Source organism: Bacillus sp. CGMCC 1.60114, assembly GCF_042676365.1.
Classification (GTDB): Bacteria; Bacillota; Bacilli; order Bacillales; family Bacillaceae_G; genus Bacillus_A; species Bacillus_A rhizoplanae_A.
This window is the reverse complement of sequence record NZ_JBHTHG010000118.1, coordinates 405,538-428,568: the sequence shown is the minus strand read 5'-3', so window position 1 is coordinate 428,568 and position 23,031 is coordinate 405,538. Positions and strand designations below refer to the sequence as shown.

Annotated in this window: 23 protein-coding genes; 4 read left to right on the top strand and 19 right to left on the bottom strand. The window is 35.9% G+C overall.

Translation table 11 applies throughout. From position 1 onward, the window contains the following. Nucleotides 1–130 precede the first annotated feature (130 nt). From ACFQZ1_RS23490 to ACFQZ1_RS23430, 13 genes are all read right to left on the bottom strand, one after another. Nucleotides 131–1,672 carry an acyl-CoA carboxylase subunit beta gene (locus tag ACFQZ1_RS23490; protein WP_377884572.1) on the bottom strand — a complete coding sequence of 514 codons (1,542 nt, stop codon included), beginning with the start codon at nucleotides 1,670–1,672 and terminating at the stop codon, nucleotides 131–133. Nucleotides 1,673–1,674: 2 nt separating this feature from the next. Further along, nucleotides 1,675–2,463, bottom strand: coding sequence for an enoyl-CoA hydratase (locus tag ACFQZ1_RS23485; protein ID WP_377884571.1), 789 nt, complete (start codon nucleotides 2,461–2,463; stop codon nucleotides 1,675–1,677). Nucleotides 2,464–2,467: 4 nt separating this feature from the next. Beyond that, complete coding sequence (locus ACFQZ1_RS23480) at nucleotides 2,468–3,379, bottom strand: hydroxymethylglutaryl-CoA lyase (protein ID WP_377884570.1); 912 nt, start codon at nucleotides 3,377–3,379, stop codon at nucleotides 2,468–2,470. A gap of 20 nt (nucleotides 3,380–3,399) precedes the next feature. After that, the gene (locus tag ACFQZ1_RS23475) at nucleotides 3,400–3,615 is read right to left on the bottom strand and encodes an acetyl-CoA carboxylase biotin carboxyl carrier protein subunit (protein ID WP_098307438.1); all 216 of its coding nucleotides are present in this window, start codon (nucleotides 3,613–3,615) and stop codon (nucleotides 3,400–3,402) included. Between the two features lie 27 nt (nucleotides 3,616–3,642). After that, nucleotides 3,643–4,980, bottom strand: a complete 1,338-nt coding sequence (locus ACFQZ1_RS23470; RefSeq protein ID WP_377884569.1) for an acetyl-CoA carboxylase biotin carboxylase subunit — start codon at nucleotides 4,978–4,980, stop codon at nucleotides 3,643–3,645. Nucleotides 4,981–4,994: 14 nt separating this feature from the next. After that, a complete protein-coding gene (locus ACFQZ1_RS23465) occupies nucleotides 4,995–6,140 on the bottom strand; it encodes an acyl-CoA dehydrogenase (protein ID WP_377884568.1) in 1,146 nt (381 codons plus the stop codon). 213 nt (nucleotides 6,141–6,353) lie between these two features. Beyond that, complete coding sequence (locus ACFQZ1_RS23460) at nucleotides 6,354–7,322, bottom strand: YbgA family protein (protein WP_377884567.1); 969 nt, start codon at nucleotides 7,320–7,322, stop codon at nucleotides 6,354–6,356. Nucleotides 7,323–7,326: 4 nt separating this feature from the next. Then, a complete protein-coding gene (locus ACFQZ1_RS23455) occupies nucleotides 7,327–7,980 on the bottom strand; it encodes a TetR/AcrR family transcriptional regulator (protein WP_377884566.1) in 654 nt (217 codons plus the stop codon). Between the two features lie 22 nt (nucleotides 7,981–8,002). Then, a complete protein-coding gene (locus ACFQZ1_RS23450) occupies nucleotides 8,003–9,022 on the bottom strand; it encodes an ABC transporter permease (protein WP_377884565.1) in 1,020 nt (339 codons plus the stop codon). Beyond that, complete coding sequence (locus ACFQZ1_RS23445; RefSeq protein ID WP_377884564.1) at nucleotides 9,022–9,750, bottom strand: ABC transporter ATP-binding protein; 729 nt, start codon at nucleotides 9,748–9,750, stop codon at nucleotides 9,022–9,024. The genes ACFQZ1_RS23450 and ACFQZ1_RS23445 overlap by 1 nt, the downstream gene beginning before the upstream one ends. A gap of 226 nt (nucleotides 9,751–9,976) precedes the next feature. Next, nucleotides 9,977–10,798, bottom strand: a complete 822-nt coding sequence (locus tag ACFQZ1_RS23440; protein ID WP_377884563.1) for an SDR family NAD(P)-dependent oxidoreductase — start codon at nucleotides 10,796–10,798, stop codon at nucleotides 9,977–9,979. 51 nt (nucleotides 10,799–10,849) lie between these two features. Beyond that, nucleotides 10,850–11,536: an SGNH/GDSL hydrolase family protein gene (locus ACFQZ1_RS23435; RefSeq protein WP_377884562.1), complete on the bottom strand. Its 687-nt coding sequence runs from the start codon at nucleotides 11,534–11,536 to the stop codon at nucleotides 10,850–10,852. An 11-nt stretch (nucleotides 11,537–11,547) separates the two neighbouring features. Further along, nucleotides 11,548–12,141, bottom strand: a complete 594-nt coding sequence (locus ACFQZ1_RS23430) for a TetR/AcrR family transcriptional regulator (protein ID WP_377884561.1) — start codon at nucleotides 12,139–12,141, stop codon at nucleotides 11,548–11,550. A gap of 528 nt (nucleotides 12,142–12,669) precedes the next feature. On the opposite strand from ACFQZ1_RS23430, the gene ACFQZ1_RS23425 reads away from it, so the two are divergent. Both ACFQZ1_RS23425 and ACFQZ1_RS23420 read left to right on the top strand, forming a co-directional pair. Next, nucleotides 12,670–13,314, top strand: coding sequence for a formylglycine-generating enzyme family protein (locus ACFQZ1_RS23425; RefSeq protein WP_377884965.1), 645 nt, complete (start codon nucleotides 12,670–12,672; stop codon nucleotides 13,312–13,314). Between the two features lie 561 nt (nucleotides 13,315–13,875). Continuing rightward, the gene (locus tag ACFQZ1_RS23420) at nucleotides 13,876–16,287 is read left to right on the top strand and encodes a PAS domain S-box protein (RefSeq protein WP_377884560.1); all 2,412 of its coding nucleotides are present in this window, start codon (nucleotides 13,876–13,878) and stop codon (nucleotides 16,285–16,287) included. A gap of 346 nt (nucleotides 16,288–16,633) precedes the next feature. On the opposite strand, the gene ACFQZ1_RS23415 is transcribed toward ACFQZ1_RS23420, so the two are convergent. Both ACFQZ1_RS23415 and ACFQZ1_RS23410 read right to left on the bottom strand, forming a co-directional pair. Then, the gene (locus tag ACFQZ1_RS23415; protein WP_377884559.1) at nucleotides 16,634–17,383 is read right to left on the bottom strand and encodes a glucose 1-dehydrogenase; all 750 of its coding nucleotides are present in this window, start codon (nucleotides 17,381–17,383) and stop codon (nucleotides 16,634–16,636) included. Between the two features lie 216 nt (nucleotides 17,384–17,599). Next, entirely contained in the window at nucleotides 17,600–17,734 is a 135-nt protein-coding gene (locus ACFQZ1_RS23410; protein ID WP_377884557.1) for a YuzL family protein, read from the bottom strand. 190 nt (nucleotides 17,735–17,924) lie between these two features. On the opposite strand from ACFQZ1_RS23410, the gene ACFQZ1_RS23405 reads away from it, so the two are divergent. Together ACFQZ1_RS23405 and ACFQZ1_RS23400 are read left to right on the top strand one after the other, a co-directional pair. Next, nucleotides 17,925–18,443 (top strand): DinB family protein, encoded by a 519-nt coding sequence (locus tag ACFQZ1_RS23405; protein WP_377884556.1) that lies wholly within the window; start codon nucleotides 17,925–17,927, stop codon nucleotides 18,441–18,443. Nucleotides 18,444–18,510: 67 nt separating this feature from the next. Next, the gene (locus ACFQZ1_RS23400; RefSeq protein WP_377884555.1) at nucleotides 18,511–18,675 is read left to right on the top strand and encodes a hypothetical protein; all 165 of its coding nucleotides are present in this window, start codon (nucleotides 18,511–18,513) and stop codon (nucleotides 18,673–18,675) included. A 153-nt stretch (nucleotides 18,676–18,828) separates the two neighbouring features. On the opposite strand, the gene ACFQZ1_RS23395 is transcribed toward ACFQZ1_RS23400, so the two are convergent. The 4 genes from ACFQZ1_RS23395 to gpmA form a co-directional block, all read right to left on the bottom strand. Beyond that, nucleotides 18,829–19,284 carry a putative iron-sulfur cluster-binding metallochaperone gene (locus ACFQZ1_RS23395; protein ID WP_377884554.1) on the bottom strand — a complete coding sequence of 152 codons (456 nt, stop codon included), beginning with the start codon at nucleotides 19,282–19,284 and terminating at the stop codon, nucleotides 18,829–18,831. 75 nt (nucleotides 19,285–19,359) lie between these two features. Beyond that, nucleotides 19,360–20,067, bottom strand: a complete 708-nt coding sequence (locus tag ACFQZ1_RS23390; protein ID WP_377884553.1) for an SDR family oxidoreductase — start codon at nucleotides 20,065–20,067, stop codon at nucleotides 19,360–19,362. A 286-nt stretch (nucleotides 20,068–20,353) separates the two neighbouring features. Continuing rightward, nucleotides 20,354–21,820 (bottom strand): aminoacyl-histidine dipeptidase, encoded by a 1,467-nt coding sequence (locus tag ACFQZ1_RS23385; RefSeq protein WP_377884552.1) that lies wholly within the window; start codon nucleotides 21,818–21,820, stop codon nucleotides 20,354–20,356. Nucleotides 21,821–22,176: 356 nt separating this feature from the next. Next, entirely contained in the window at nucleotides 22,177–22,917 is a 741-nt protein-coding gene (gene gpmA / locus ACFQZ1_RS23380; protein ID WP_377884550.1) for a 2,3-diphosphoglycerate-dependent phosphoglycerate mutase, read from the bottom strand. Between the last annotated feature and the right edge of the window lie 114 nt (nucleotides 22,918–23,031).

The following is a 23,031-nucleotide window of genomic DNA, read 5'->3' as shown; positions in this document are numbered from 1 at the left end:
AAAAGAAAGCCCTTCAAAAGGGCTATTTTTCTTGCTCACTTAGACAAACAAAGCATTGCCTATTACGAACTTGATTCATTCTACTTACCAGCAATGGAAAATTAGAGGCTTCTACTGATGGAAGCTCCATTTATACTGGATAAACTGGATGTTTTCGATCTGTAAATACTTGATATTTACTCATATACATTTCAAAACGTTGCTTCAATTCCGCGCGTAATTGATTCGGATGAACAATACCATCAATCACCATTTCTGATGCAAGACGATAAATATCAATATCTTGCTTATACTCTTCACGTTTTTGAGCAATAAAGCTTGGACGTTCTTCTTCTGGAAGTGCTGCAATTTTATTTGCATATACTGCGTTTACCGCTGCTTCTGGACCCATTACCGCAATTGAAGCTGTCGGAAGTGCAAGGCAGCAATCAGGTTCAAATGCTGGACCTGCCATCGCGTATAAACCAGCACCGTATGCTTTTCGTACAACGATAGAAATTTTCGGTACAGTTGCTTCGCTCATCGCAGAAATCATTTTTGCGCCGTGACGGATAATACCCGCACGCTCTACTTTTGTACCAATCATAAAGCCTGGTACATCAGCTAAGAATAAAAGCGGAATGTGGTACGCATCGCATAATGTAATAAATTTTGCTGCTTTATCAGCGGAATCGTGGAATAATACGCCACCTTTCATACGAGGCTGATTCGCAATAATTCCAACTGGCATACCGTCAATACGTGCAAGTCCAGTGATAAGTTCTTGTGCAAATAATTTTTTCACTTCAAAGAAAGAGTCTTCATCAATAATACGTTTAATTAAATCAAGCATATTAAAAGGTGCATTTTGATTTTCTGGGATAATTTGTTCTAATGTTTTTTCAAATTCTTTCGGTTCTTGAGGTTCTGTCATTGGAGCTTTTTCTAAGTAGTTACTTGGAAAGTAAGAAATATATTGACGTGCTTTTGAAATTGCATCTTCTTCTGTTTTGCATAGTACATCTCCACAACCAGATACAGAGCAATGCATACGTGCGCCGCCCATTTCTTCTAATGTTACTTTTTCACCGATTACCATCTCAGCCATACGAGGTGAACCAAGATACATAGATGCATTTCCTTCAACCATCATAACAACGTCACAGAAAGCAGGAATGTATGCACCACCAGCAGCCGATGGACCAAATAGTAAGCAAATTTGCGGTACTTTCCCGGATAATTTTACTTGGTTATAGAAAATACGCCCTGCACCTCGGCGACCTGGAAACATTTCAACTTGGTCAGTAATACGTGCGCCAGCGGAGTCAACAAGATAAAAGAGCGGTACACGTAATTTTTCAGCTGTTTCTTGAATACGTAAAATCTTTTCTACTGTACGAGATCCCCATGATCCTGCTTTTACGGTAGAATCATTTGCCATAACACAAACAGTGCGCCCATTTACTTTACCAGTTGCAGTAACAACTCCATCAGCAGGTAAGCCTTCTTGTTCGCAGTTTGCAAATAACGCATCTTCTACATACTCACCGTTATCAAACAAAAGCGCTAAACGATCACGAACAAACAGCTTCCCTTTTGCTGTATTTTGTTCGTGGTATTTCGGTGCACCGCCTTGCTTTATCGTTTCTACACGCTCTTCTAATGAACGAGATTGTTGTTTTTGATCTAGCATATTTATTCCCCCTTATAAATCGGCTTCCGTTTTTCCCGAAATGCTTGTAATCCTTCTAAGCGATCTTTCGTATGAATAACTCCTTCATACGCTTGCCTTTCCATTTGTAAACCAGTTTGTAAATCTACTTGCATACCATTTGTAATCGCTTCTTTCGCAAGGCGAACAGCAATTGGACCATTCTTAGCAATTTGCTTTGCAATTTCAAGCGCTTTTTCTTCTAGTTCTTCAGCAGGAACAACATGTTCCACAAGTCCATATTCCTTTGCTTCTGCCGAAGAAATACGTCTTGCTGTATAAATTAATTCTTTTGCACGTCCAATTCCAATTAAACGCGGAAGACGCTGCGTACCACCGGCTCCTGGAATAATCGCGAGCGAGGTTTCTGTTAAACCAAGACTTGCTGTTTCAGAAGCAATGCGAATATCACAAGCAAGACTTAATTCTGTACCGCCACCAAGCGCAATCCCATTTATGACTGCAATAACAGGTTGTGATAATTGTTCTACCATATCCATTGTAGAGCGAATCATCCCAACTGCATGGCGCACTTGTTCTTCGTTCATATTCGCACGTTCTTTTAAATCTGCACCTGCACAAAATGCTTTTGCACCTGCACCCGTAATCATTACGACACGGACATCATTTTCTTCGTTAATACGACTAAGTGTCTCTTGTAATTCTTCTAAAAGAGCAAGTGATAAAGCATTTGCTTGTCGTTCGCGATTTAACGTTACTTTCACAATATGAGGCGTTACGTACTCAACTGAAATATTTTGCAGCTGTAACATGGGATCACCTACTCACTGTTTTATGTTGCAAAGCACGGTATACATGGCTCGGAATCTGCATATCGAGCTTGCTTTGAATAAATTTTGTTGCTTGTAATAACTTTTCTTCATTTACATTTGTCTGCACGCCCATTTTATGAAGCATGTGGACTAAATCATTTGTTGCGACATTTCCAGACGCACCTGGCGCATACGGGCATCCGCCAAGACCACCGCATGAACTATCAAAAGTTGTAACACCGCATTCTAATGACTTTACAACATTGGCAAGTGCCATGCCGTACGTGTTATGAAAGTGCATCGCAAACTTGGAAGAATCATATTTTTTGAGTAAGTGCTCTAGTACACGTTCTACTTGTACCGGATTTGCTACCCCAATCGTATCTCCAAGCGATACTTCATAAATACCGTACGAAAACAATTTGTCACAAAGTTCATCTACGGCATGAACGTTTATTTCACCCTCATATGGACAACCAAACACAGTAGATACGTAACCACGTACCGTTTTCCCAGCAAATAATGATTGTTTCGTTATGTCTTCTATAACAGAAAGTGCTTCATCAATTGATTTATTAATATTTTTCTTATTATGTGTTTCACTAGCAGATAAAAAAACGTTCACCTCATCTACATCTTGCAAAAGCGCCCGTTCCAAACCATTTTGATTTGGAACGAGAGCTGCATATGTAACATGTGGTTTCCGCTCAAGCATTGTAAACACATCTTGTGCATCTGCTAAAGCAGGAATCCATTTAGGGTGAACGAAAGATGAAACTTCAATATAAGAAAGACCTGCGTCTGTCAACATATGAATCCATTTCACTTTATCTTTTGAGCCAACAATTTTCTTTTCATTTTGCAAACCATCACGCGGTCCAACTTCTTTAATAGAAGCAAAAGAAGGTAGTTTCAATCATTACACCCCGTTTCTAATTATTCAATTTCTACTAATACATCTCCCTCATTAACAAAATCGCCTTCTTGCACAAGAATCTTCATAACTGTTCCAGATTCTTCTACAGCGATTGGAATTTCCATTTTCATAGATTCTAAAATGACGACATCTTGATCTTCCTCTACTGTATCTCCTACACCCACTACAATTTTCCAAACGTTTCCTGCCATCGATGCATACACTTTTGTCATCATTATTTCCTCCTTTAAATTTCGTAACTTTTATTTTTTCACAAGCTGTTTCGTGACAAAGCTTGTTGTATAAATACCACTTTGAAATACTTCATCTTCTAACACTTGCAGAAGCATTGGCGTATTTGTTTTAATACCTTCCACTTTCAATTCTTCTAATGCTACTTGCAGTTTTTGAATTGCATCTTCGCGCGTTTCACCATGTGCAATTATTTTTGCAATCATCGGATCATAAAACGGTGTAATTGTTACACCATCTTCTAAGAAATGATCGACACGAACTGATGTTGGAAGAGAAAGAGACTTTATTTTCCCTGGTGATGGGAAAAATGTTTTTGGATCTTCCGCATAAATACGAGCTTCAATGGCATGACCACTGCGTTTTACTTCGTCCTGCGTGAACGAAAGTGTTTCGCCTGATGCGATGCGTAGTTGTTGCTCTACTAAATCAAGACCTGTAATTTCTTCTGTTACTGGATGCTCTACTTGTAATCTCGTATTCATTTCTAAGAAATAGAAGTTTTTCTCATCATCAACGAGAAATTCAATTGTCCCTGCATTCGCATAACCAAGTGCTTTCGCAGCTTTTACTGCAACTTCTCCCATCGCCTTGCGCGTTTCTTCATCTAAAAATGGTGATGGCGCTTCTTCAATTACTTTTTGATTACGGCGCTGCACAGAGCATTCACGTTCCCACAAATACACTGTATTCCCCTGTTTATCAGCAAGCACTTGAATCTCAATATGATGCGCATTTGTAATCAATCGTTCCATATACATTTCTCCGTTTCCGAAGAAATTCTTTGCACGAGTTTGATTACTTTCAAACGCTTGAGTGAGCGCTTGTTCAGTTTCAATCACTTGCATACCAATGCCTCCGCCGCCAGCGGATGCTTTTAACATAAGTGGATAACCAATTTGACTTGCAATTTCTTTCGCTTCTTCTACTGTTGGAATGCTAGTTGAAATACCAGGTACAATTGGAACTTCAGCTTCTAGCATTGCTTTACGGGACTCAATTTTGCTTCCCATCTTCGCAATAACATCTTTAGGAGGACCAATGAAGACAATTCCTTCTTCTTCGCAGCGCGCTGCAAATGTCGGATTTTCTGATAACAATCCATAACCTGGGTGAATTGCCTCTACATTTGTTTCTTTCGCAATTTCGATAATCTTTTCAAGATTCAAATAACTCTCTTGAACGCGCGGCCCCCCAACAAGATAAGCCTCATTTGCCATTTTTACATGAAGTGCAAACTCATCAGCCTCTGAATAAATCGCAACTGTACGAATCCCTAGTTTTTGACACGTCTTTATAATGCGAACAGCAATTTCACCGCGGTTAGCAATTAGTATTTTTCGAAACATAGCGAACCCTCCTATTAACGACATCCTAAATGTCTTGAAATAACGAGACGTTGAATTTCAGAAGTACCTTCACCAATTTCTAATAACTTTGCATCACGAATATGACGCTCTACTTCATACTCACGCATATATCCGTAACCACCATGAATTTGAACCGCTTGATTTGCTACACGGCTTGCTGTTTCAGATGCAAAGAGCTTTGCCATCGCAGCTTCTTTCCCAAATGGCTTATCATTGTCTTTTAACCAAGCAGCTTTATGTACCATATTACGTGCTAATTCAATTTCTGTTGCCATATCAGCCAATTTAAATTGAATTGCTTGGAAGTTTGATAGAGAACGACCAAATTGTTTACGCTCCTTTGCGTATTGCAATGCACGCTCAAATGCGGATTGAGCAATCCCTACTGCTAATGAAGCAATGGAAATGCGGCCACCATCTAACGTATATAAAAATTGTTTAAATCCTTTATTTACATCCCCAAGGATATTTTCCTTTGGTACACGAACGCTATCTAAAACAATCTCACATGTATTCGAAGCACGAACACCCATTTTGTCGTACGGACTAGAAATTGTTAATCCTTCGCTATTTGTCGGTACGATAAAAGCAGAAATTCGCTTCTTACCACTTTCCTCAACACCATTGACAGCGGTTACAATAATCGTATTCGCATACTCAGCATTTGTAATCCAGCACTTCTCGCCGCTAATTACATACTCATCGCCATCTAATACCGCTTTCGTTTGTGTTCCACCAGCATCAGATCCAGCATTTGGCTCTGTTAATCCAAATGCACCAAGTGTCTTACCAGATGCCATTGGAACTAAATATTTTTGTTTTTGTTCTTCTGTACCAAAATAATAGATAGGAGAAGCTCCCAGTGAGATTGTTGCAGCATAACTTAAACCTGTACCACCACAAGCACGGCCAATTTCTTCAACTGCTAATGCATACGATAACGTATCGCCGCCAGAACCACCGTATTCTTCAGGGAATGGGATTCCTAACAAACCAAGTTCGCCCATCTTTTGAAACGTTTCATATGGGAATTCTGCCGTTTTGTCGTAATACACCGCTTTTGGAGCGATTTCCTTTTCAGCAAAGTCGCGCACCATTTCTTTGATCATTTGTTTTTCTCTAGTAAGAGTAAATTCCATTTGTCACACCCCTTATCGAATTCGCTATTTCGACAGCGTGCGCGTATATAGTACAAATCTTGCTTCGAAAAAAGAATGAACAGTAGTAAGATAATTGCTATAATTCTGTCATAATTCAATTGTAAAACAGAATCTGTACTAATGCACGAAAAAATTCCTACATTGTTCTACAACAACATAGGAATAAAAAGGTCGAATTATGTAGTTTTTTGTTTAATAATCTCTCCCTTTTCCAGAATCTGTGATTTCCACTAAAACTTCTGGATACGGTTCAAAATATGTTTGTCTCAGTAAATATGTTTCCTCAAACCGAAGTGCCCACGATTTTAAAATAGTGAGAATACTGCTTAATGGTATTTTCTTTTCTGCATACTTACTAAGTAAAGAAAGAAAATGATCTTTCTCTTCTTTCTTCAATTCATTTTTAAAATAGCCAAAAATATGCTGACATACGTTTATATTTGATGTATACCGCGGTGTACGTTTTAACAACTCATACAATGTTTTTTCATAGTTTGCAAATACTTCATCAATCGGACATTTTTCCTGATTAGCAATGATACGCCCTAATTCTTTTTGCTTCGTCTGATTGTACGCCATAAATAAGTATTTATAATCAGATTGAAATTCAACCAAAGCCTTCATGTTTTTCTTTTTCTTTAACGTTTTAAAATGAGCAATCGTAAATAACTGCGTAAAGAAATGTTCACGTATGATAAAATTCGACAACCTTCCTTCTTCCTCAATTGCTAAATGTGAAAAGGTAGCTAATACTGCACTACCAAATAAACCCGCACCCTTTCCTTTTGTTGGTGCTTTTCCTACCCCAGCATATATTTTCACATCACGAGTTCCGCAACTTGGGGACCTATTTTTCAAAATAAAACCATCTATATCCGGTAGAGAAGATAAAAATACATCTGAAAACTGCTGCATTTTATCCGTTAAATCGGCACCTGTTGATGGCTGAACTAATTTTTGCCTCCCATCTTGTTCGACAATACGAATGGTTTCCCTTGGAATGCTAAGGCCAATTTCTACCTCTGGACAAACTGGAATGAATTCTACATACGGCTGTAAATTTCGTACTGTTGTATCAGAAATCTTGTCACCATTATAACGACATGCTTCAAATTCTAAACATTTACTTACGACAACTTTCGGTTTTACGAATTGCCTCATATAATTACCTCCGAGGTGTTAGTCCATATAAAATGAATTGAACTGTAGACTCGATTTCAGCCTCATCATCCCACTTTTCTTCTGGTAGTAATAAAAAACGAGTTAAAATCAAACCCATTACAGGTGATAAGGTAAACCGTAATACTGCTGGTGTTGGAAGTTCAATAATTTGTCCTTGCTCCTGAAAATGATTAACAATTTTTTCAAAACGAGAGTAAATTTCCTTTGCAAGTAATTGCTGGATTTCATCTTTCAATTCTGGATGAAACGGTACTTCTTGAATTAAAATTTTCAACATCGGAAAGTGTTTTCTCGCAAATTCAAAACGATTCCGAATGACAGCACGTAAAAAATTCTCATATGAATCATACGTATTTTCAAATATTTCTTTCGCAAAAGTTTGTACAAAAAACGGTGCGGCAAATTTCGTCAAGGTCGGCATCACAACGGCCAACAACAAATCTTTTTTCGTTTTATAGTAGCGGAAGATCGTTCCTTCCGCTACACCCGCACGCTTAGCAATTTCACTCGTTGACGTTGCCGAATATCCTTTTTCACTAAACATATCCACTGCCGCTTCTAAAATGCGCATTTGCCGTTCATTACGCTTATCCGTCCCTGTGGCAGCAATTAATTCTTCTAACCAATCCTCTGTCATGATAAACTCCTTTTTATTTCCATTATATTCGTCTATGTTTCCTCAAAGCAAATACGTTACCTACCGTAAACACTAGTGCAAATAATAATAAAACTCCAAGTTCACCAGCAATTTCGCCAAATCCTTGATTTCGAATCATAACTTGCCGCATCGCATCTGCACCGTATGTTAATGGAAATAGCTTTCCAAGAAGTTGTAACCACTTATTCATAGACTCAATCGGAAATAAACCCGAAAAGAAAATTTGCGGCACGATGACCAATGGAATAAATTGAATCATTTGAAATTCATTGTTTGCATACGCTGATAAAAATGTTCCAAGTGTTAGAGCTGTTAATGAAAGCATACATGTAATAAGTAACGTGAGCCAAGGTGAACCTGCAACATATAAATCAAGAATATACACAGAAAAACTAACAATTAGTACGGATTGTAAAAACGCAAAGATACCGAATCCAATGATATAACCCGCAACAATTTCCCAGCGCCGAATTGGTGTCGATAATAATCGCTCCAAAGTCCCGCTTAAACGTTCTCGAACGAATGAAACCCCTGATAAAATAAAGACAAAAAAGAAGGTAAAGAAACCAATTAATACCGGGCCTAATCCATCAAACATCGTAAAATCAGCTGATCCATGTAAATAAGAAACATCAGGCTTCATAGTCGTCGGTTCTTTTTTCTCCATACTCTTTTGCAAAACTTGCATAACAGCACGATTTTTCGATGAATCGCTACCTTCTAACGTTATTTTCATCTTTCCATGATCTACAGTAACTATCGCATCAATTGCTTGATTTTCTAATTCACTACGTGCTTTTTCCTTATCATACTCATAAAAAGAAGCATCTTGCTTTTTCATTGATTCTACAATTGGTGCCGGTACATCAACTAAAGCAATATGAGGCTTGTAATCTTTTTGTGTGAATACAAGTGAAAGAAGCCAAAGAAGTAACATCGGTGCTCCGAACATAAGCGCAAGCGACCTTTTATCTCGGAAAAACTGACGAATAATGCGGATAACAACTCCCAATACTCTCATTATTCCACCACTCCTTCCAGTAAAAAGACATCTTCAATACGTCCCGATGTTGTTCGCTCTTTTAATTCAGCTGGAGAACCCATTGCGATTAACTTCCCTTCACGAATTAAACCAAGGCGTTCACAAAACTCTGCTTCATCCATAATGTGCGTTGTAACAATAATTGTCGTTCCTTGTTTTTTCAGCTCATAAAACTTATTCCAAATTGATTTTCGAAGAACAGGGTCAATCCCAACAGTTGGTTCATCTAAAATAAGAAGCTTTGGTTCATGCAAAAGTGACATAGCAAGTGATAAACGTTTCTTCATTCCACCTGAAAAGTGCTGCACTTGCATTTTTGCATCCTGAGATAACTGGACAAGCTCAAAAACTTCAAGGATGCGCTCCTTCTTTTGCTTTCCTTTTAATCCGTACATTGTCGCAATAAAATCAGCATTTTCATAAGCAGATAGTTCATCGTACAATGCATCAGCTTGAGCCATATATCCAATTTGTTTCATTCCATTCAAATTCGGCATAACCGTTTGCAGTGCAGTTACTTCCCCTGTTGTTGCTTCGCTAATACCAGCAATCATTTTAATAAGTGTTGTCTTCCCCGAACCAGACGGACCAACTAACCCAAAAATTTCAGCTTCTCCGACTGAAAATGAAATATCTTGAATCACTTGTTTCTTACCAAAGTACTTGGAAACACCTTTAAGCAATACTGCCTCATTTGTTAGAGACATAAATTTTCCCTCCTCTTCACAATAAAAATGAGTGAGTACTCACTTTTATTTTAAGCTAATTTTAATATATGTCAAACGTTTCTTTTTATTGTTTATTGCATACATATTTTTCTCTTAATTCCTTATTATTAACAAGCTAAGAAGCATTTAAGGACATAAAGAAACACACTATCCTTTCCTGAAGTTTTACAAAAAGAATAGCGTGTTTCTTTTTAGGATATCGTTTTTATGAATTCACACGAGCTGTTCTACTTACTTTACATACTAATCTCATCAATTTTCTGTGGACTGATGGAAACAATGTAAAAATAATATCCACTGTTCTTCGCATTGGCATGGGACAAATGATTGGTTTATTTTTATGAATTCCAGTCAATGTAATTTTTGCAAGTTGCTGCGGGGTTATCATTTTTTGCTTTTTCAACTGTTTTGTAATAACTGATTTATCAATATTAACTGCTTTTGCTGTATTAAAAATAGGAGTATCAACGAATGTGGGACATAATGTGCTTACTTTAATACCGTATTCTTCGGCTTCATAATGCAAAGATGTGGTTAAACCTACAACAGCATGTTTTGTTGTAGAATAGGGTGAGGATATTGGAGAGGGTCCAAGTCCTGCTGCTGATGCTGTATTAACAATATGACCAAAACTTTGCTCTTTCATAAGATTATACCCAACTTGAGTTCCGTAAATGACTCCCCACAAATTAATATCCATGATTTCTTTCCAGTCTTCAATCGACATATCATATAATTCACCGTACATAGCAATACCAGCATTGTTAAAGAGATAGTCTAATCTACCAAACTCTTTATATATATCCGTAATTGTTCGCTCCACACTTTCAAAATGTGTAACATCTAAGCACACATACCTAGAATTAATTCCATTTTCGTTAAGCTCAGCCTCTACAATCTGTCCTTCTAATTTATTAATATCTGCGATAATTACAAATACATTTTGAGATACCAATTCACTACAAAGCGCCCGGCCTATCCCCGATGCACCACCCGTTACTATAGAAACTTTCCTACCTTCCCCCACTATAACTCCTCCTTCATGCACCCTACCTTATACAAAATTAATTGCTACTACCTAATGCCTGTTGTATAAGAGTCGATCTATAGTCGACGCATATTCGGCTGCAACAATTCTAGCACCTGTGCTATTAAAGTGCACGCCATCCATTGTGAAATGAAGTCCTCGTTTTTGGGATAGCTGATTGATTCGATTTGGATTCTTATAGAAGAGGACATCTAACATAACTCTCATAACTTTGGTGCTGATATAATCTGAACTTTTAACTTTAGCAAGATGTTCTTCAAACACGGATTGCATATTCAGAAATCTTACATTTGGATACTGACTAGAAATCGATTGAATAATGGTAGACAAATGCTTTATTTCTTTATTCGACACACTCGTAGTATTTTCTCCAACTAATGCTGGTGACACTGTGACCACTTGTTTTGAAGAGGCAAGAACTATCTCTAAAACTTTTTGGTAATAATCTTTAAATTCCTCATGATCTTTTGCGATGGGTTGTGCTTGAACACTTAGTAATTTAGCATAAACATCATTAACTCCAATCCAAAGAAAAGTAAGCTCGTAATCGGTCTCTAACTTTGATTTAGTTAGTCGTGAATGTAAACTTTTTATTGATTCCCCTGGTTTACCAAGATTAACGAATTTATCAGCTACAAACTGTTCTTGTAGAATTTTGAAGAAAGAAACTCCTGGTCGCCCTTCAGTTAAACTGTCTCCGATTAAACCTATTTTCACTTTAATTCCCCCTAATTTTCGTTACTAATAGCTCCTAAGAAGATAGTAACTGCCTGTTTAAAAATAGACTCTAGGGAACTGAATTCTTGTGTATTAGTGAGTTGACATAAACCACCCAGCCATGTTCCTAACAATATGGTCCATTCATCTATATTCCCATTTTTGAATTCTCCTTTGTCTACTCCTTCTTGAAAGATGGAGCGATAAGTACCCAGCGGAATAATAGATAAATCATATAGCTGTTTCACCGATTCAGGACTTGAATTTGGATTGGAAGCCAATTCTTGCCCCGCTTTTAATAAAGGTGTTTGATAATTGTATAGGACATGTATGGCCATACCGTACAATTTCTCTGTTGCTGAGGAATAGCTAGGTTCTACCATCAGCCATTTATCATGCCAATTTTGCATCGTTTTTTGCGCTAAAAGAACAAAAAGCTTTTCTTTATTTTGAAAATGATAATAAATGTGTCCTTTGCTGTAACCCGAAGCTTTTGAAATATCTGCTACTGAAGTTTGATTATAGCCTTTTTCAGTAAATATTTGCACTGCCTTTTCCATTATGTCTTTTCTTGCTTGTTCACTGTCATAACGTCTTTTGTTCACTAAAATCAAACCTTCTCACTAAAATTGAACGATTGTTCTAATTTAATTATACATATATTTCCTTAGCAAACAATATGTGCATGATAATATACAATATTTTTTATTTTTCTCTCCAAAATTTTAATTATAAAACTCTTGTTACATGCTTGTTTCATTCCAGAAAAGTCACGCAAAAAAAGACTCTATTTACACAAAGCCTAAAAAGAATAATTAATTTTGTGAAAAGAGTTTTTATTAAAATAATATATTAGACAAGCTAGTGAATATACAATTTATATACAGGAAATGAATGCGATATACACTATTCCTTCTTCAACTAAGGGATGTGCTCTAAGGCATCATAGTTGATCGACCTTCCTCCCTCAGCTATAAAAGCAGTATGAATGGATAACGGGCAGTTATCTGCAAAAAACAACGTAATTTTTGTATTGAGTTAATGATTCTAAATGCGGTAAAATTTGTAAAAAACAAGATTGTTAGGAGGAAGGTAGCGTGTCCTATAAAATAAAGAGTTACCTTGACTATCCAATGGTAAAAATTCCAGGGGGAGAAATAGAATTAAGAGACGATAGAATAAAAAGCAAATGGAAAGCTGAAATAAGACCTTTTCTTCTTGCACGATATCCTGTAACTATGGATCTATACTATGCTATTACAAATACATCACCTAATTCTTTTGACGGAGATCTAAAACCGGTTGTGAATATTTCCTGGAACAATGCAATTTCTTTTTGTAATCTACTTTCAAAAAAAGCTGGACTGAAAGAGTGTTATTCTATAAGTAATGATGGTGAAAACATTATTTGTGATTGGAAATCAGACGGCTATCGACTTCCTTCAGAAGCAGAGTGGCAATATGCATGTAAAGCAGGGACTACTGGTTATAGATACGGAGAGCTTGATAAAATTGCCTGGTATAATGAAAATTCAGGTGGCAAAATCCATGAAGTGGGAAGAAAAGAACCGAATGCATGGGGTCTGTATGATATGTTAGGTAATGTTTGGGAGTGGTGTTGGGATTTATATGATGAACAAGTGTACGGCTCCTACCGAATTTTCCGAGGAGGTAGCTGGGCTGAAGAGGCCAGGGGTTGTGGGGCTTCGTGTCGCCGTCGTAGCCATCCGTCATTTTGCATTGACGACCTTGGATTCCGTCTTGCCCAGTCTTTTTAACTTCTACAAACAAGAACTTTCGAGATTTTACAGCTCAACTAACGGAGCGCTACAGTTAAAAAACAAATATATTTACTTCCAATAACACTGATTATCTGAATGAAAAGTCCCTTCAGATTTCTGAAGGGACTTTTCAGGGTTTGGGAATGCATTGATTTTATGTTAACAAAGAGTGTTTTCATGTACCAAAAACACCTTTTTCAGATTGGTAGTTTTACTATATCCACCTGCTTTATATTTAAACTTAATTCATAATCAAGTGAACTACCCTCCCCCGAGGCTTTGCATAGAGGTGGGGGCTTCTAAGGTAATCGTACCTAACGATACGAAATTTACTTAGCTACTGAGCCTGTTCCATGATCCTTATTTGATTATACCAATATATACAAATGATAAAAATTTATTTAAAAACAATATTTAGAACGATAAAATTTTTTGTTATTAGGACCAATAAATATCTTAAGTTGATGAGTATTAGTGCTGTCCCTCTATTTCTATAATATTATTTGTAGGATTTTCTCCTTTTCTGTCGAATTCGTTTGATATAAGGAGGGACACTATATGTTTATCAAAGACTTTTTTATTAACCTTTTTATTTTTGCTTTCCTAGTTAGTTCAACTATATTCATCCAAGTGTTTGTAATGAAATCTAACCAGTTTATTGAAAAACTATATGGGGCAATCATTGCTGTTATTTTGATGGCCTTCTCTTTTAAATACATGGGGTTTTACTATGATCTTCGAGTTGTTCCTCTCATTTTTTCGTTTGTTTACTTTGGTCGTACTGCTGGTTGGTTTACGTTAATTAGCATTTTAATAATGCGTATTATTTATATGGACGGATATTGTGGACCTTATGTCGTTGCTTTATTAGGAACAGGTATTATATTTACTATTTTTAAAACATATTCCAAAAACTTACATCCGTTTAAAGCTAGCTTCCTTTATATGATTTGTTATGTGGCTACGATTCGATTGGTAGGCGAATTCTTCATTCCTGCTGCAACATCTGATATTCTATACATTCAAAGCTTATTATTTATAAGTATGGGCCTTTTAATTGGACTTTTTCTGATGGAAGCTTATCAAAAATTATATTCCTTAACACGAGATTTATTTAGAATGAATCAAAAATTAGAAAAATCGAAGCAAGAACTTAAAGATACTGTTCATGAGCTGCAAGGAGGAATTTTTAAATTTATTAAAATAGATACGCATTTTATACATACGATGTGTGATGGACAATTTTATTATCAAAATGGATTTTATTCTGAACAAGTGGTAGGAAAAAGTTTACGTACTATCGATTCCTCCATTATTCCTCCCCATCTCGTTCCTCAATTACTGAAGTATTATGTACAAGCATGGGATGGGAACGAAGTTATATTTGAAATTCCTTGGCCAGATGATGAAACCATTGCTCTAATTGCGCTTAGGCCCATTAAGCAAAATGGAAAAGTTATTGAAGTTGTTGGTTCTGCAATTGATATTACAGAGAGAAAGAAAATGGAATGTGAATTAAAAACGACCAAAGAATTACTGGAGTCATTTGTAGATAACAACATAGATGCGATTATTATCGCTGATCGAGAAGGGCATATTTTACAAGCGAATAAAGCTTATGAAACGATATTTGGTTGGTCAATACACGAAATAATAGGTGAAAAGTTACCTTGTGTACCTAGTTTCTTAATGGATGAATCTAAAGAAATCATTCGAAATATTCTGTCTGGAAAATCTACAATTACTAGATTAGAGACCATTAGACAACGAAAAAATGGGGATTTATTTGATGTAAGTATGACGATTTCACCTATTCTAGATTTAAGGGGGAATGTAATGGCTCTCTCTGCAATATGTAGGGACATTTCCGAAAGAAAACAAGCAGAAAAAGAACGACATCAATTATATCAACAATTGCAAGAAAGTGAATTGAAATATCGTGCACTATTTGAACAGGCAGCGGATGCGGTATACGTAGTAGAATTGAATAAAAATCGAACTCCCACTCGATTCATTGAAGTAAATGCGATTGGATGTGAAAGGTTTAATTTAAGTAGAGATGAAATTCTTAGTACGCCATTTCCTGATCTTGTTTCTACGGATGTTCCCCTTTTAAAAAGATTAATAGAAAAAATTAAAAAAGGGGAAGATTCTTTTACTTTGCAAGATGAATATGTTTTTAATACAGGAAAGAAAATAACGACTGAATTTAGTATTCGTGTATTCAAGTTGAATGGAAAAGAAGTTTTTTTAAGTATTTCTCGAGATATAACCGAACGAATAAAGACGGAAGAATTATTAAGAAAATCTGAAAAGCTTGCTGTTGTAGGTCAATTAGCTACAGCAATAGCTCATGAAATTAGAAACCCTTTAACTGCAATGAAAGGATTTATGCAATTATTAAAAACAATGGAAAATGAAAATAATCATCACTATATAAATATAGTATCATCAGAAATTGATCGAATTGAAAGCATTACGAATGAATTTATGGCAATAGCCAAACCACAGGCGGTGAAAATTCAGCCTAATGATATAAGTATGTTAATGAATCAAGTTGTAATGCTACTAGAGCCCCAGGCACTAATGAATAATATACAAATTAAGACAGAAGTTATGTCTAATATTCCAATGATACTTTGTGAAGGGAATCAATTAAAACAAGTATTCGTTAACATCTTAAAAAATGCAATTGAATCTATGACAACAGGTGGAGAAATTTTAATTCAAATTAATAGAGCTGATAATAATCAAATAAATATTCGATTTATTGATCAAGGATGTGGGATTCCTCAAGAGCGCATACCATACCTTGGAGAACCTTTTTATAGCATTAAAGAAGAAGGCATTGGCCTAGGATTAATGATTTGTTACAAAATTATTGAAATGCATCAAGGCAAGATAAGTATTGAAAGTGAAGTGAATAGAGGAACAACGATAGATGTTACCCTCCCTATCTGTAAATTATAAAACAAATGTTGTTAAATTTTAAAATAGATAAAGTGAAACTTCCATCAGTGGGATTTTTCTTCATCCCCCACAGATGGAAAGCTCTCACCAATCGGGCTCTTACTGCCCTAAAGTAGCGGGATAAAAAATTACCTTAGCTTGATTCATATGGAGACCCATCAAACAAATAACATAAAACCCATGATAATATAACGTTATCTCCTAAACAAAAAGCCGATTTCCCTTAACACGAGAAAATCGGCTTTTTATTTTTGACTTTCGGAATGGTCGTAACAATTCTAAGGTGGTTGATTATCTAAATTTAAATTGGTACAGGAAATTAATATATTGCTTGATTGATTACCGCCTATTCCTCATACATCATTTTTCTCGTCATTCCGCCGTCTACGATAAGATTAATACCTGTAACAAAATCATTTTCTTTTGCCGTTAAATAAAGACAAGCTCGTGCAATATCATCTGGTTTTCCTACACGCTTTGACAGATGCTGTTCATGATCGATTTTACTTAATTTCACATAATCTCCTGTTTCAATCCAACCTGGAGAAATGGCATTAACTGTAATCATATCTTCACTAAATGAGGCTGCAAGCGCATGTGTAATTGCAACTATCCCACCTTTTGTGGCAGCATAAGATTCTGAATTCGGCTCAGACATAATGGCTCTTGTGGAGGCAATATTCACAATGGCTCCACCTTCCTTGTTATGACGCATATATTTTGCTGCTTCACGTGATCCCAAGAAAACACTTCTTAAGTTTGTGTTTATTATATCGTCCCACTCTTCTAACGATATATCATAAGGAGACTTGAATAACGTCTTTCCTGCATTATTGATTAAAATATCTATCTGACCGTATGTTTGATTAGATACTTCCATTAATCGAACAATATCTGTTTCCAACCTTACATCTGTTTGTACGAAAAGTGCTTCTCCTCCCTGTTCTTTTATACAAGTAGCTGTTTGTGTTCCTGTTTTTTCATCTATATCTGCTAAAATGACATTAGCTCCTTTTTCTGCATAACGTAAAGCAATTCCTTTTCCAATTCCATTTCCAGCCCCCGTAATGACCACTGTTTTATTAGAAAACGTCATTGTATGTACACATCCTTTTTAAAACAAATTACATCTTAATATTTTTAATGATAACATGAGAGAAAAACAGGGAGAAATCTGTTCCTAAAACAGATCATAAGAAAACTATCGCCTTGTATCTTTGAACATCTAAAAAAGCCATTGGAATTAATAAGCATAATTCCAATGGCTTTTTCACTTTACTACGTTACACAGTAAACTCATGAAAAATTATGATTAACTACGTTTTTGTCTCTTATTTGATGAAGGTACTTTAATGGAACCTGTTTCTTGCGTAGTAGTTCCTTGCCCTTCAACTTGTGAAGAACCAAGGCCTGCTCTGGAAGGATCCTGTTTAGTTTTTCGACCCACTTTGCTCACCTCCAACGTTACTTTTTGCTTAGATGTTAGAAACTATGCAGGACAAAGTAAAAAACTCCCTTCCCTTTTAAAAAACTGCTTTTTCATAGTTTCTAAAAGGAAAATCATGAACACCGGTTGTATATATAAAGTAAGCACTCCCTTTATAACGTGAAATCAAATGAAACCGGAGGAATTCTTAATGAAACATCCAGCATTACAAGCATATGATTATCATGTATGGGCAAATCAAAAAATATTTGCACACTTAAAAACATTGCCAACAGATATTTGGTCTACAGAAATACAAAGTGTATTCCCCTCTATTTCACAAGTATTCGTGCATATGTATGTCGCTGATACAATCTGGCTAGGTACTTTATTAGGCAAACCTTTTGATGAAGTGAAGACATCAGCAATACATCTTTCAGAAAAAATAAAAGAGACAACTATTAAAGAAATGGAACAATTATTTTTAAATTTATCCGAAGACTACCAAGCATTCTTCACTCATAAGGAGAACTTAAATGAAGCCATTTCTCCTGAACACCCTCACTTTGGACGGCTAGACACAACAGTTTTTGAATTGATACAGCATGTTGTGAATCATGGAACGTACCATCGCGGAAATATTACAGCTATGTTAAGACAGTTAGGTTTTACAGGGACTTCAACTGATTATATTTTTTATTTGTACGCAATGAGTGAATCAAAGAAATAATGTTCAATGTCTAAAATATAAAAAAGATACTCCCTTAAAGATTTATATAATGCAAGGAGGAATAAAAATGGACTCCAAACAGAAAGACTATAATGTTGAATATCAATGTCCTAAAAGAGTTGTGTATTACAGAAAAGTACAAGCGAGTGATATAGAAGAAGCAAAACAACAGATATTAGCTCAACAACCCGACATGAAAATTAGGGCTGTTAACCTTATTGATTCTGATTGAACTACCCCCACCTACCGCTTCACGCTTGAGGTAGAGGGTCTTCTCGCCAGATATGATAAACAAAAATAGCTGGAGTTGAGGTAGATAACGATTATGAGCTCTAGCTATTTTTTGCTTCGTTCACATAATTAATGTTAGCGGAAGTTAATAATATTATTTTTCAACTTGCTTTATAAACGCAGATACGTTTCCTAAACAACAAGAACCTTGAGGATTATTTACCTCGCATCCACAACGGTTTGCTTTAATATGCATTGATATCTCTTGTACCGCTTGGCTCTTTCCGGTTTGTTTTATTTCTTCACGAATGCGTGCTCGTGTCCAATTAAAACAGTAACAAGCAGGAACATCTTCCTCTATATCTTTTTGAAAAACAGGAACCTTAAGATCGTTTTTAATAAATACTTGCTGTTCTTCATTAAAGTACACTACGTCACATTCTTGCTCTGAACAAAAATAGTATGTTTTATCTGACTCCAATCGAGCCAAGGCATTAGCATCCAGCAAGCTTTTTAATGTAATTAGTTTGACTTGTTTTCCTTTCATTTTGGATAAAGGACAAACAACATCGTTAGTTACATTTTTCGAAGCACCGCAGCAGTCTCCCATTTTACATGGAACCCCCTTTTACAAAATTTCACCACCAAACCAAAGTGTATATTCGTATCTCTCAGGTATGATACTTTAGAAAACCTTTGGACAAGTAAGTGATTTTCCATTGTCTTTGGATGTAATACTAAGTATATATGGTACAGCGACATGTGACCAAGCTTCAGGTGTTGGAGAACTTGATATATATTCTGGTGCACACAAATGCAGCATCGGAGTATTGATGCTACCACCTGGATCCATTGAAACTACTGCCATTTCTTTTGGTAATTCTAATGCCATTGATTGAGTCAAACCCTCTATAGCAAACTTGGAAGCACAGTACGGTGCAAGTTTAGCTTCACCAGACCTTCCCCAACTAGAGCTAATGTTGATAATGACACCTTGTTTATTATGAATCATAGCTGGAACAAATGACCGTATCACATTGACTACACCATTCACATTGATATTCATAACATTTGCAAATTCTTCCGAAGAAATATTCCATAGCGGTGCGTTTTTATTAACAATGGAAGCATTATTGATAAGTAAATCTGGTACACCGTATCGCTCAAGAGTATATTCTCCCCAAGCTCTAACAGCCTTATCGTCCGAAACATCAACAGATTGAAAATCATGTTTGTCATCAAATTGAATTCTAATTTGTTTAATCTTACTCTTAGAACGACCGCATCCAACAATCAACCAATCTAATTCAGAAAACCGATCAATCAATGCCCGCCCTAAACCTTGAGTTATTCCAGTGATTACTACAAGTTTTTTATTTTTTTCTCTAATCAATTAACTCCCTCCTCATTCCAGAAAATTTAGTCATTTAAATTTATTTTACACTTTTTTAATAACAGACACTTGCTACATATTATCTAAATTTTTTACAACTTTAGTAGTAGATTAAATATTTATATAAACTAACTTGAATTACTCTGGTCAAGTTTTTCAATTAAGAATATTGACCAACATTCCATCAACAAAATAAGTTTTATTTTAAATCGATACCTTTTTTAAGGTAGAAAAAACAAAAGAGATGCTTTAAGGATATAAGCATCTCTTTTAACCTAAAACATATTTAAATCAGCGACTTCGTCTCACGCAATACTTCAATAAAATACTCCCAGTTATTCACAACAGAAGGAATACTTACATGCTCATCTGGCGTATGAACATGAAACATATCTGGTCCAAGTGAAATCGCATCAAGTCCTGGGATTTTTTCAATAAATACACCGCACTCGATTCCCGCATGAACTGCAAAAATTTCTGCATCTGTACCATACTTTTCTTTATGAACTTTTTCAAATAAGCTGCGAATTGAGGAGTTTGGATTATATGGCCACTCTGGGTACTCAGACTCTTTTTCAAACTGAGCCCCTACCAATTCTGCAATATGCTTAACTTCATTTACAATATGTTGTTTTAAACTTTTCACAGAACTTCTTACTTCGTTTCTTAATTTAATTTCATTATGTAACGTTTCAACAACGCCTAAGTTTGTAGAACTTTCCACTAGTCCTTTTATATCCATGCTCATGCTTTGAATGCCATTAGGGATTAAGAATAATGAAGAAATAAGCTGCTTTTGCGTTTCTTGTGCGAATACATTTTCAACTGTTTCTTCTAATTTCGTAAGTGAAACATATACATCTGGGTCCACAGCACGTAGTTCTTCTTGCAAAATGCCTGTCCACTCTTCCACTTTCTCTTCTACCTTTTGCACATCGCTTGCAGAAAGTAAAATCGTTGCTGCACTTTCACGTGGGATTGCATTTGTTTTTAATCCGCCATGAACTTCATTTATAAAAAATGAAATTTCATTCAATAAATCATGAAGGACTCTACCTAAAATTTTATTGGCATTTCCTCTTTCTTTATCAATTTCCATGCCAGAGTGTCCACCTTTTAATCCGCCAACAAAAAGGCGATAAGGTAATGCATGATCTGGAGCTTCTTCCCAAACAACGGGAATTGTTTCAACTGCTTTTGCACCGCCCGCACTACTTACTAACAATTTGTGATCTTCTTCTGAGTCAAGATTAATAAAGATTTTACCGCTAAAATGATTTGGATCAACCGCAAAAGCGCCGCCCATCGTTGTCTCTTCTTCTGTCGTAATAACGACTTCAAGAGCAGGATGCGGAATATCAGTTGCATCTAATAAGGATAATGCATAAGCAACTGCAATCCCATTATCCGCACCTAATGTTGTATGATTCGCATACAGCATATCCTCTACAATTCGTAATTGAATTGGATCTTTTTCAAAATCATGAACAGTCGATTGATTCTTCTCACATACCATATCCATGTGACCTTGAATAATAATTGTTGGCACCTGCTCATATCCAGGTGTTGCCGGCTTTTTCATAATGACATTTAACGCATGGTCTTGCACAACTTCTAAATTTCTATCTTGTGCAAACTTTACTAAATAATCACTAATCTCTTTCTCATTACCAGATCCTCTTGGAATCTTTGAAATTTCTGCAAAATGATGAAATACAGGATGCTTAATTAATTCCTCTAAATTGCTATACATATGCTTCTCCTCTTTTCCATTGAAATAAAGTTAAGTTTTGATTTTACCTACACCTTGTTACTATGTAACAAGGTGTAGGTTTATATAAGTATTGTATCATTTTCAAATGATATATGACCTGTTTGTACCTCTTACATATTACATAATTTCGTCAATTAAGCCTTATAATTCATACACTTTTAATATTTATACACTTCCTAACAACACAATCCCTCTATTTCATCAACAAGAGCCTCAAGAACTACTTTTTTCAATATACTATAAGAAACACTCACAATATAACTCATCCAAAAAATCCAAAATGGATGTACCTTATGACACATCCATTTTAATAACATGAAATTTTCTATTCATTTTTATGAGAGTGTTATATGCTTCGGAATTTCACCTTCTGGTACTTCTCCATTTATGCTCAAATAATAATGTCGAATCGGTTTTAAGTTATCATCTAATTCATATACAAGCGGAATGCTCGTAGGAATATTTAATGTAACAACGCCATCATCAGATAAGTGATCTAAATATTTTACAAGCGAACGAATTGTATTACCGTGCGATGAAATAATAACTTTCTCGCCCTTTTGTAATACAGGTACAATTTCTTCATGCCAATACGTAAGCACTCGTTTCTCTGTATCTTCTAGACACTCTGTAAGTGGAAATTCTCCCTCTTTTAAATATTTATATCTAGGATCTGAAACTTCATAGCGCGAATCGTCTTTCGTAAGTGCTGGCGGTCTGACATTTGTGCTTCTGCGCCATACATGTACTTGTTCTTCCCCATATTTTTTAATGGTTTCATCTTTATTTAAACCTTGCAGTGCACCGTAATGCCTTTCATTTAAATGCCATGTTTTATATACAGGTACCCAAGCGAGATCCATCTCATGAAGAATAATCCATAACGTTCGAATTGCTCGTTTTAACACGGAAGTGTATGCTACGTCAAATGTATAGCCATTCGCCTTTAAAATTTGCCCTGCTTCTCGCGCTTCCTGTAATCCTTTTTCAGACATGTCAACATCGGTCCATCCAGTAAACCTATTTTCTAAATTCCATACACTTTGACCGTGACGAAGAAGTACAATTTTAATCATGACGAATTTTCCTCCTAAATAATAAAAATTTTTAACCTTACAATTGTAATCATGCTGTTTCTTTTCATTACTCCTATGATGTGCTATTACAAGATTTGTTCTATTTATGTTGTA

Excerpts from the sequence above, each read along its gene's own strand:
- ACFQZ1_RS23385 (WP_377884552.1), bottom strand. The coding sequence starts at position 21,820 with ATGTATAGCAATTTAGAGGAATTAATTAAGCATCCTGTATTTCATCAT.
- ACFQZ1_RS23395 (WP_377884554.1), bottom strand. The coding sequence starts at position 19,284 with ATGGGAGACTGCTGCGGTGCTTCGAAAAATGTAACTAACGATGTTGTT.
- ACFQZ1_RS23475 (WP_098307438.1), bottom strand. The coding sequence starts at position 3,615 with ATGATGACAAAAGTGTATGCATCGATGGCAGGAAACGTTTGGAAAATT.
- ACFQZ1_RS23450 (WP_377884565.1), bottom strand. The coding sequence starts at position 9,022 with ATGAGAGTATTGGGAGTTGTTATCCGCATTATTCGTCAGTTTTTCCGA.
- ACFQZ1_RS23400 (WP_377884555.1), top strand. The coding sequence starts at position 18,511 with ATGGACTCCAAACAGAAAGACTATAATGTTGAATATCAATGTCCTAAA.
- ACFQZ1_RS23405 (WP_377884556.1), top strand. The coding sequence starts at position 17,925 with ATGAAACATCCAGCATTACAAGCATATGATTATCATGTATGGGCAAAT.
- ACFQZ1_RS23415 (WP_377884559.1), bottom strand. The coding sequence starts at position 17,383 with ATGACGTTTTCTAATAAAACAGTGGTCATTACGGGGGCTGGAAATGGA.
- ACFQZ1_RS23445 (WP_377884564.1), bottom strand. The coding sequence starts at position 9,750 with ATGTCTCTAACAAATGAGGCAGTATTGCTTAAAGGTGTTTCCAAGTAC.
- ACFQZ1_RS23420 (WP_377884560.1), top strand. The coding sequence starts at position 13,876 with ATGTTTATCAAAGACTTTTTTATTAACCTTTTTATTTTTGCTTTCCTA.
- ACFQZ1_RS23460 (WP_377884567.1), bottom strand. The coding sequence starts at position 7,322 with ATGAGGCAATTCGTAAAACCGAAAGTTGTCGTAAGTAAATGTTTAGAA.
- ACFQZ1_RS23490 (WP_377884572.1), bottom strand. The coding sequence starts at position 1,672 with ATGCTAGATCAAAAACAACAATCTCGTTCATTAGAAGAGCGTGTAGAA.
- gpmA (WP_377884550.1), bottom strand. The coding sequence starts at position 22,917 with ATGATTAAAATTGTACTTCTTCGTCACGGTCAAAGTGTATGGAATTTA.
- ACFQZ1_RS23425 (WP_377884965.1), top strand. The coding sequence starts at position 12,670 with ATGGTAAAAATTCCAGGGGGAGAAATAGAATTAAGAGACGATAGAATA.
- ACFQZ1_RS23470 (WP_377884569.1), bottom strand. The coding sequence starts at position 4,980 with ATGTTTCGAAAAATACTAATTGCTAACCGCGGTGAAATTGCTGTTCGC.
- ACFQZ1_RS23485 (WP_377884571.1), bottom strand. The coding sequence starts at position 2,463 with ATGTTACAGCTGCAAAATATTTCAGTTGAGTACGTAACGCCTCATATT.
- ACFQZ1_RS23465 (WP_377884568.1), bottom strand. The coding sequence starts at position 6,140 with ATGGAATTTACTCTTACTAGAGAAAAACAAATGATCAAAGAAATGGTG.
- ACFQZ1_RS23455 (WP_377884566.1), bottom strand. The coding sequence starts at position 7,980 with ATGACAGAGGATTGGTTAGAAGAATTAATTGCTGCCACAGGGACGGAT.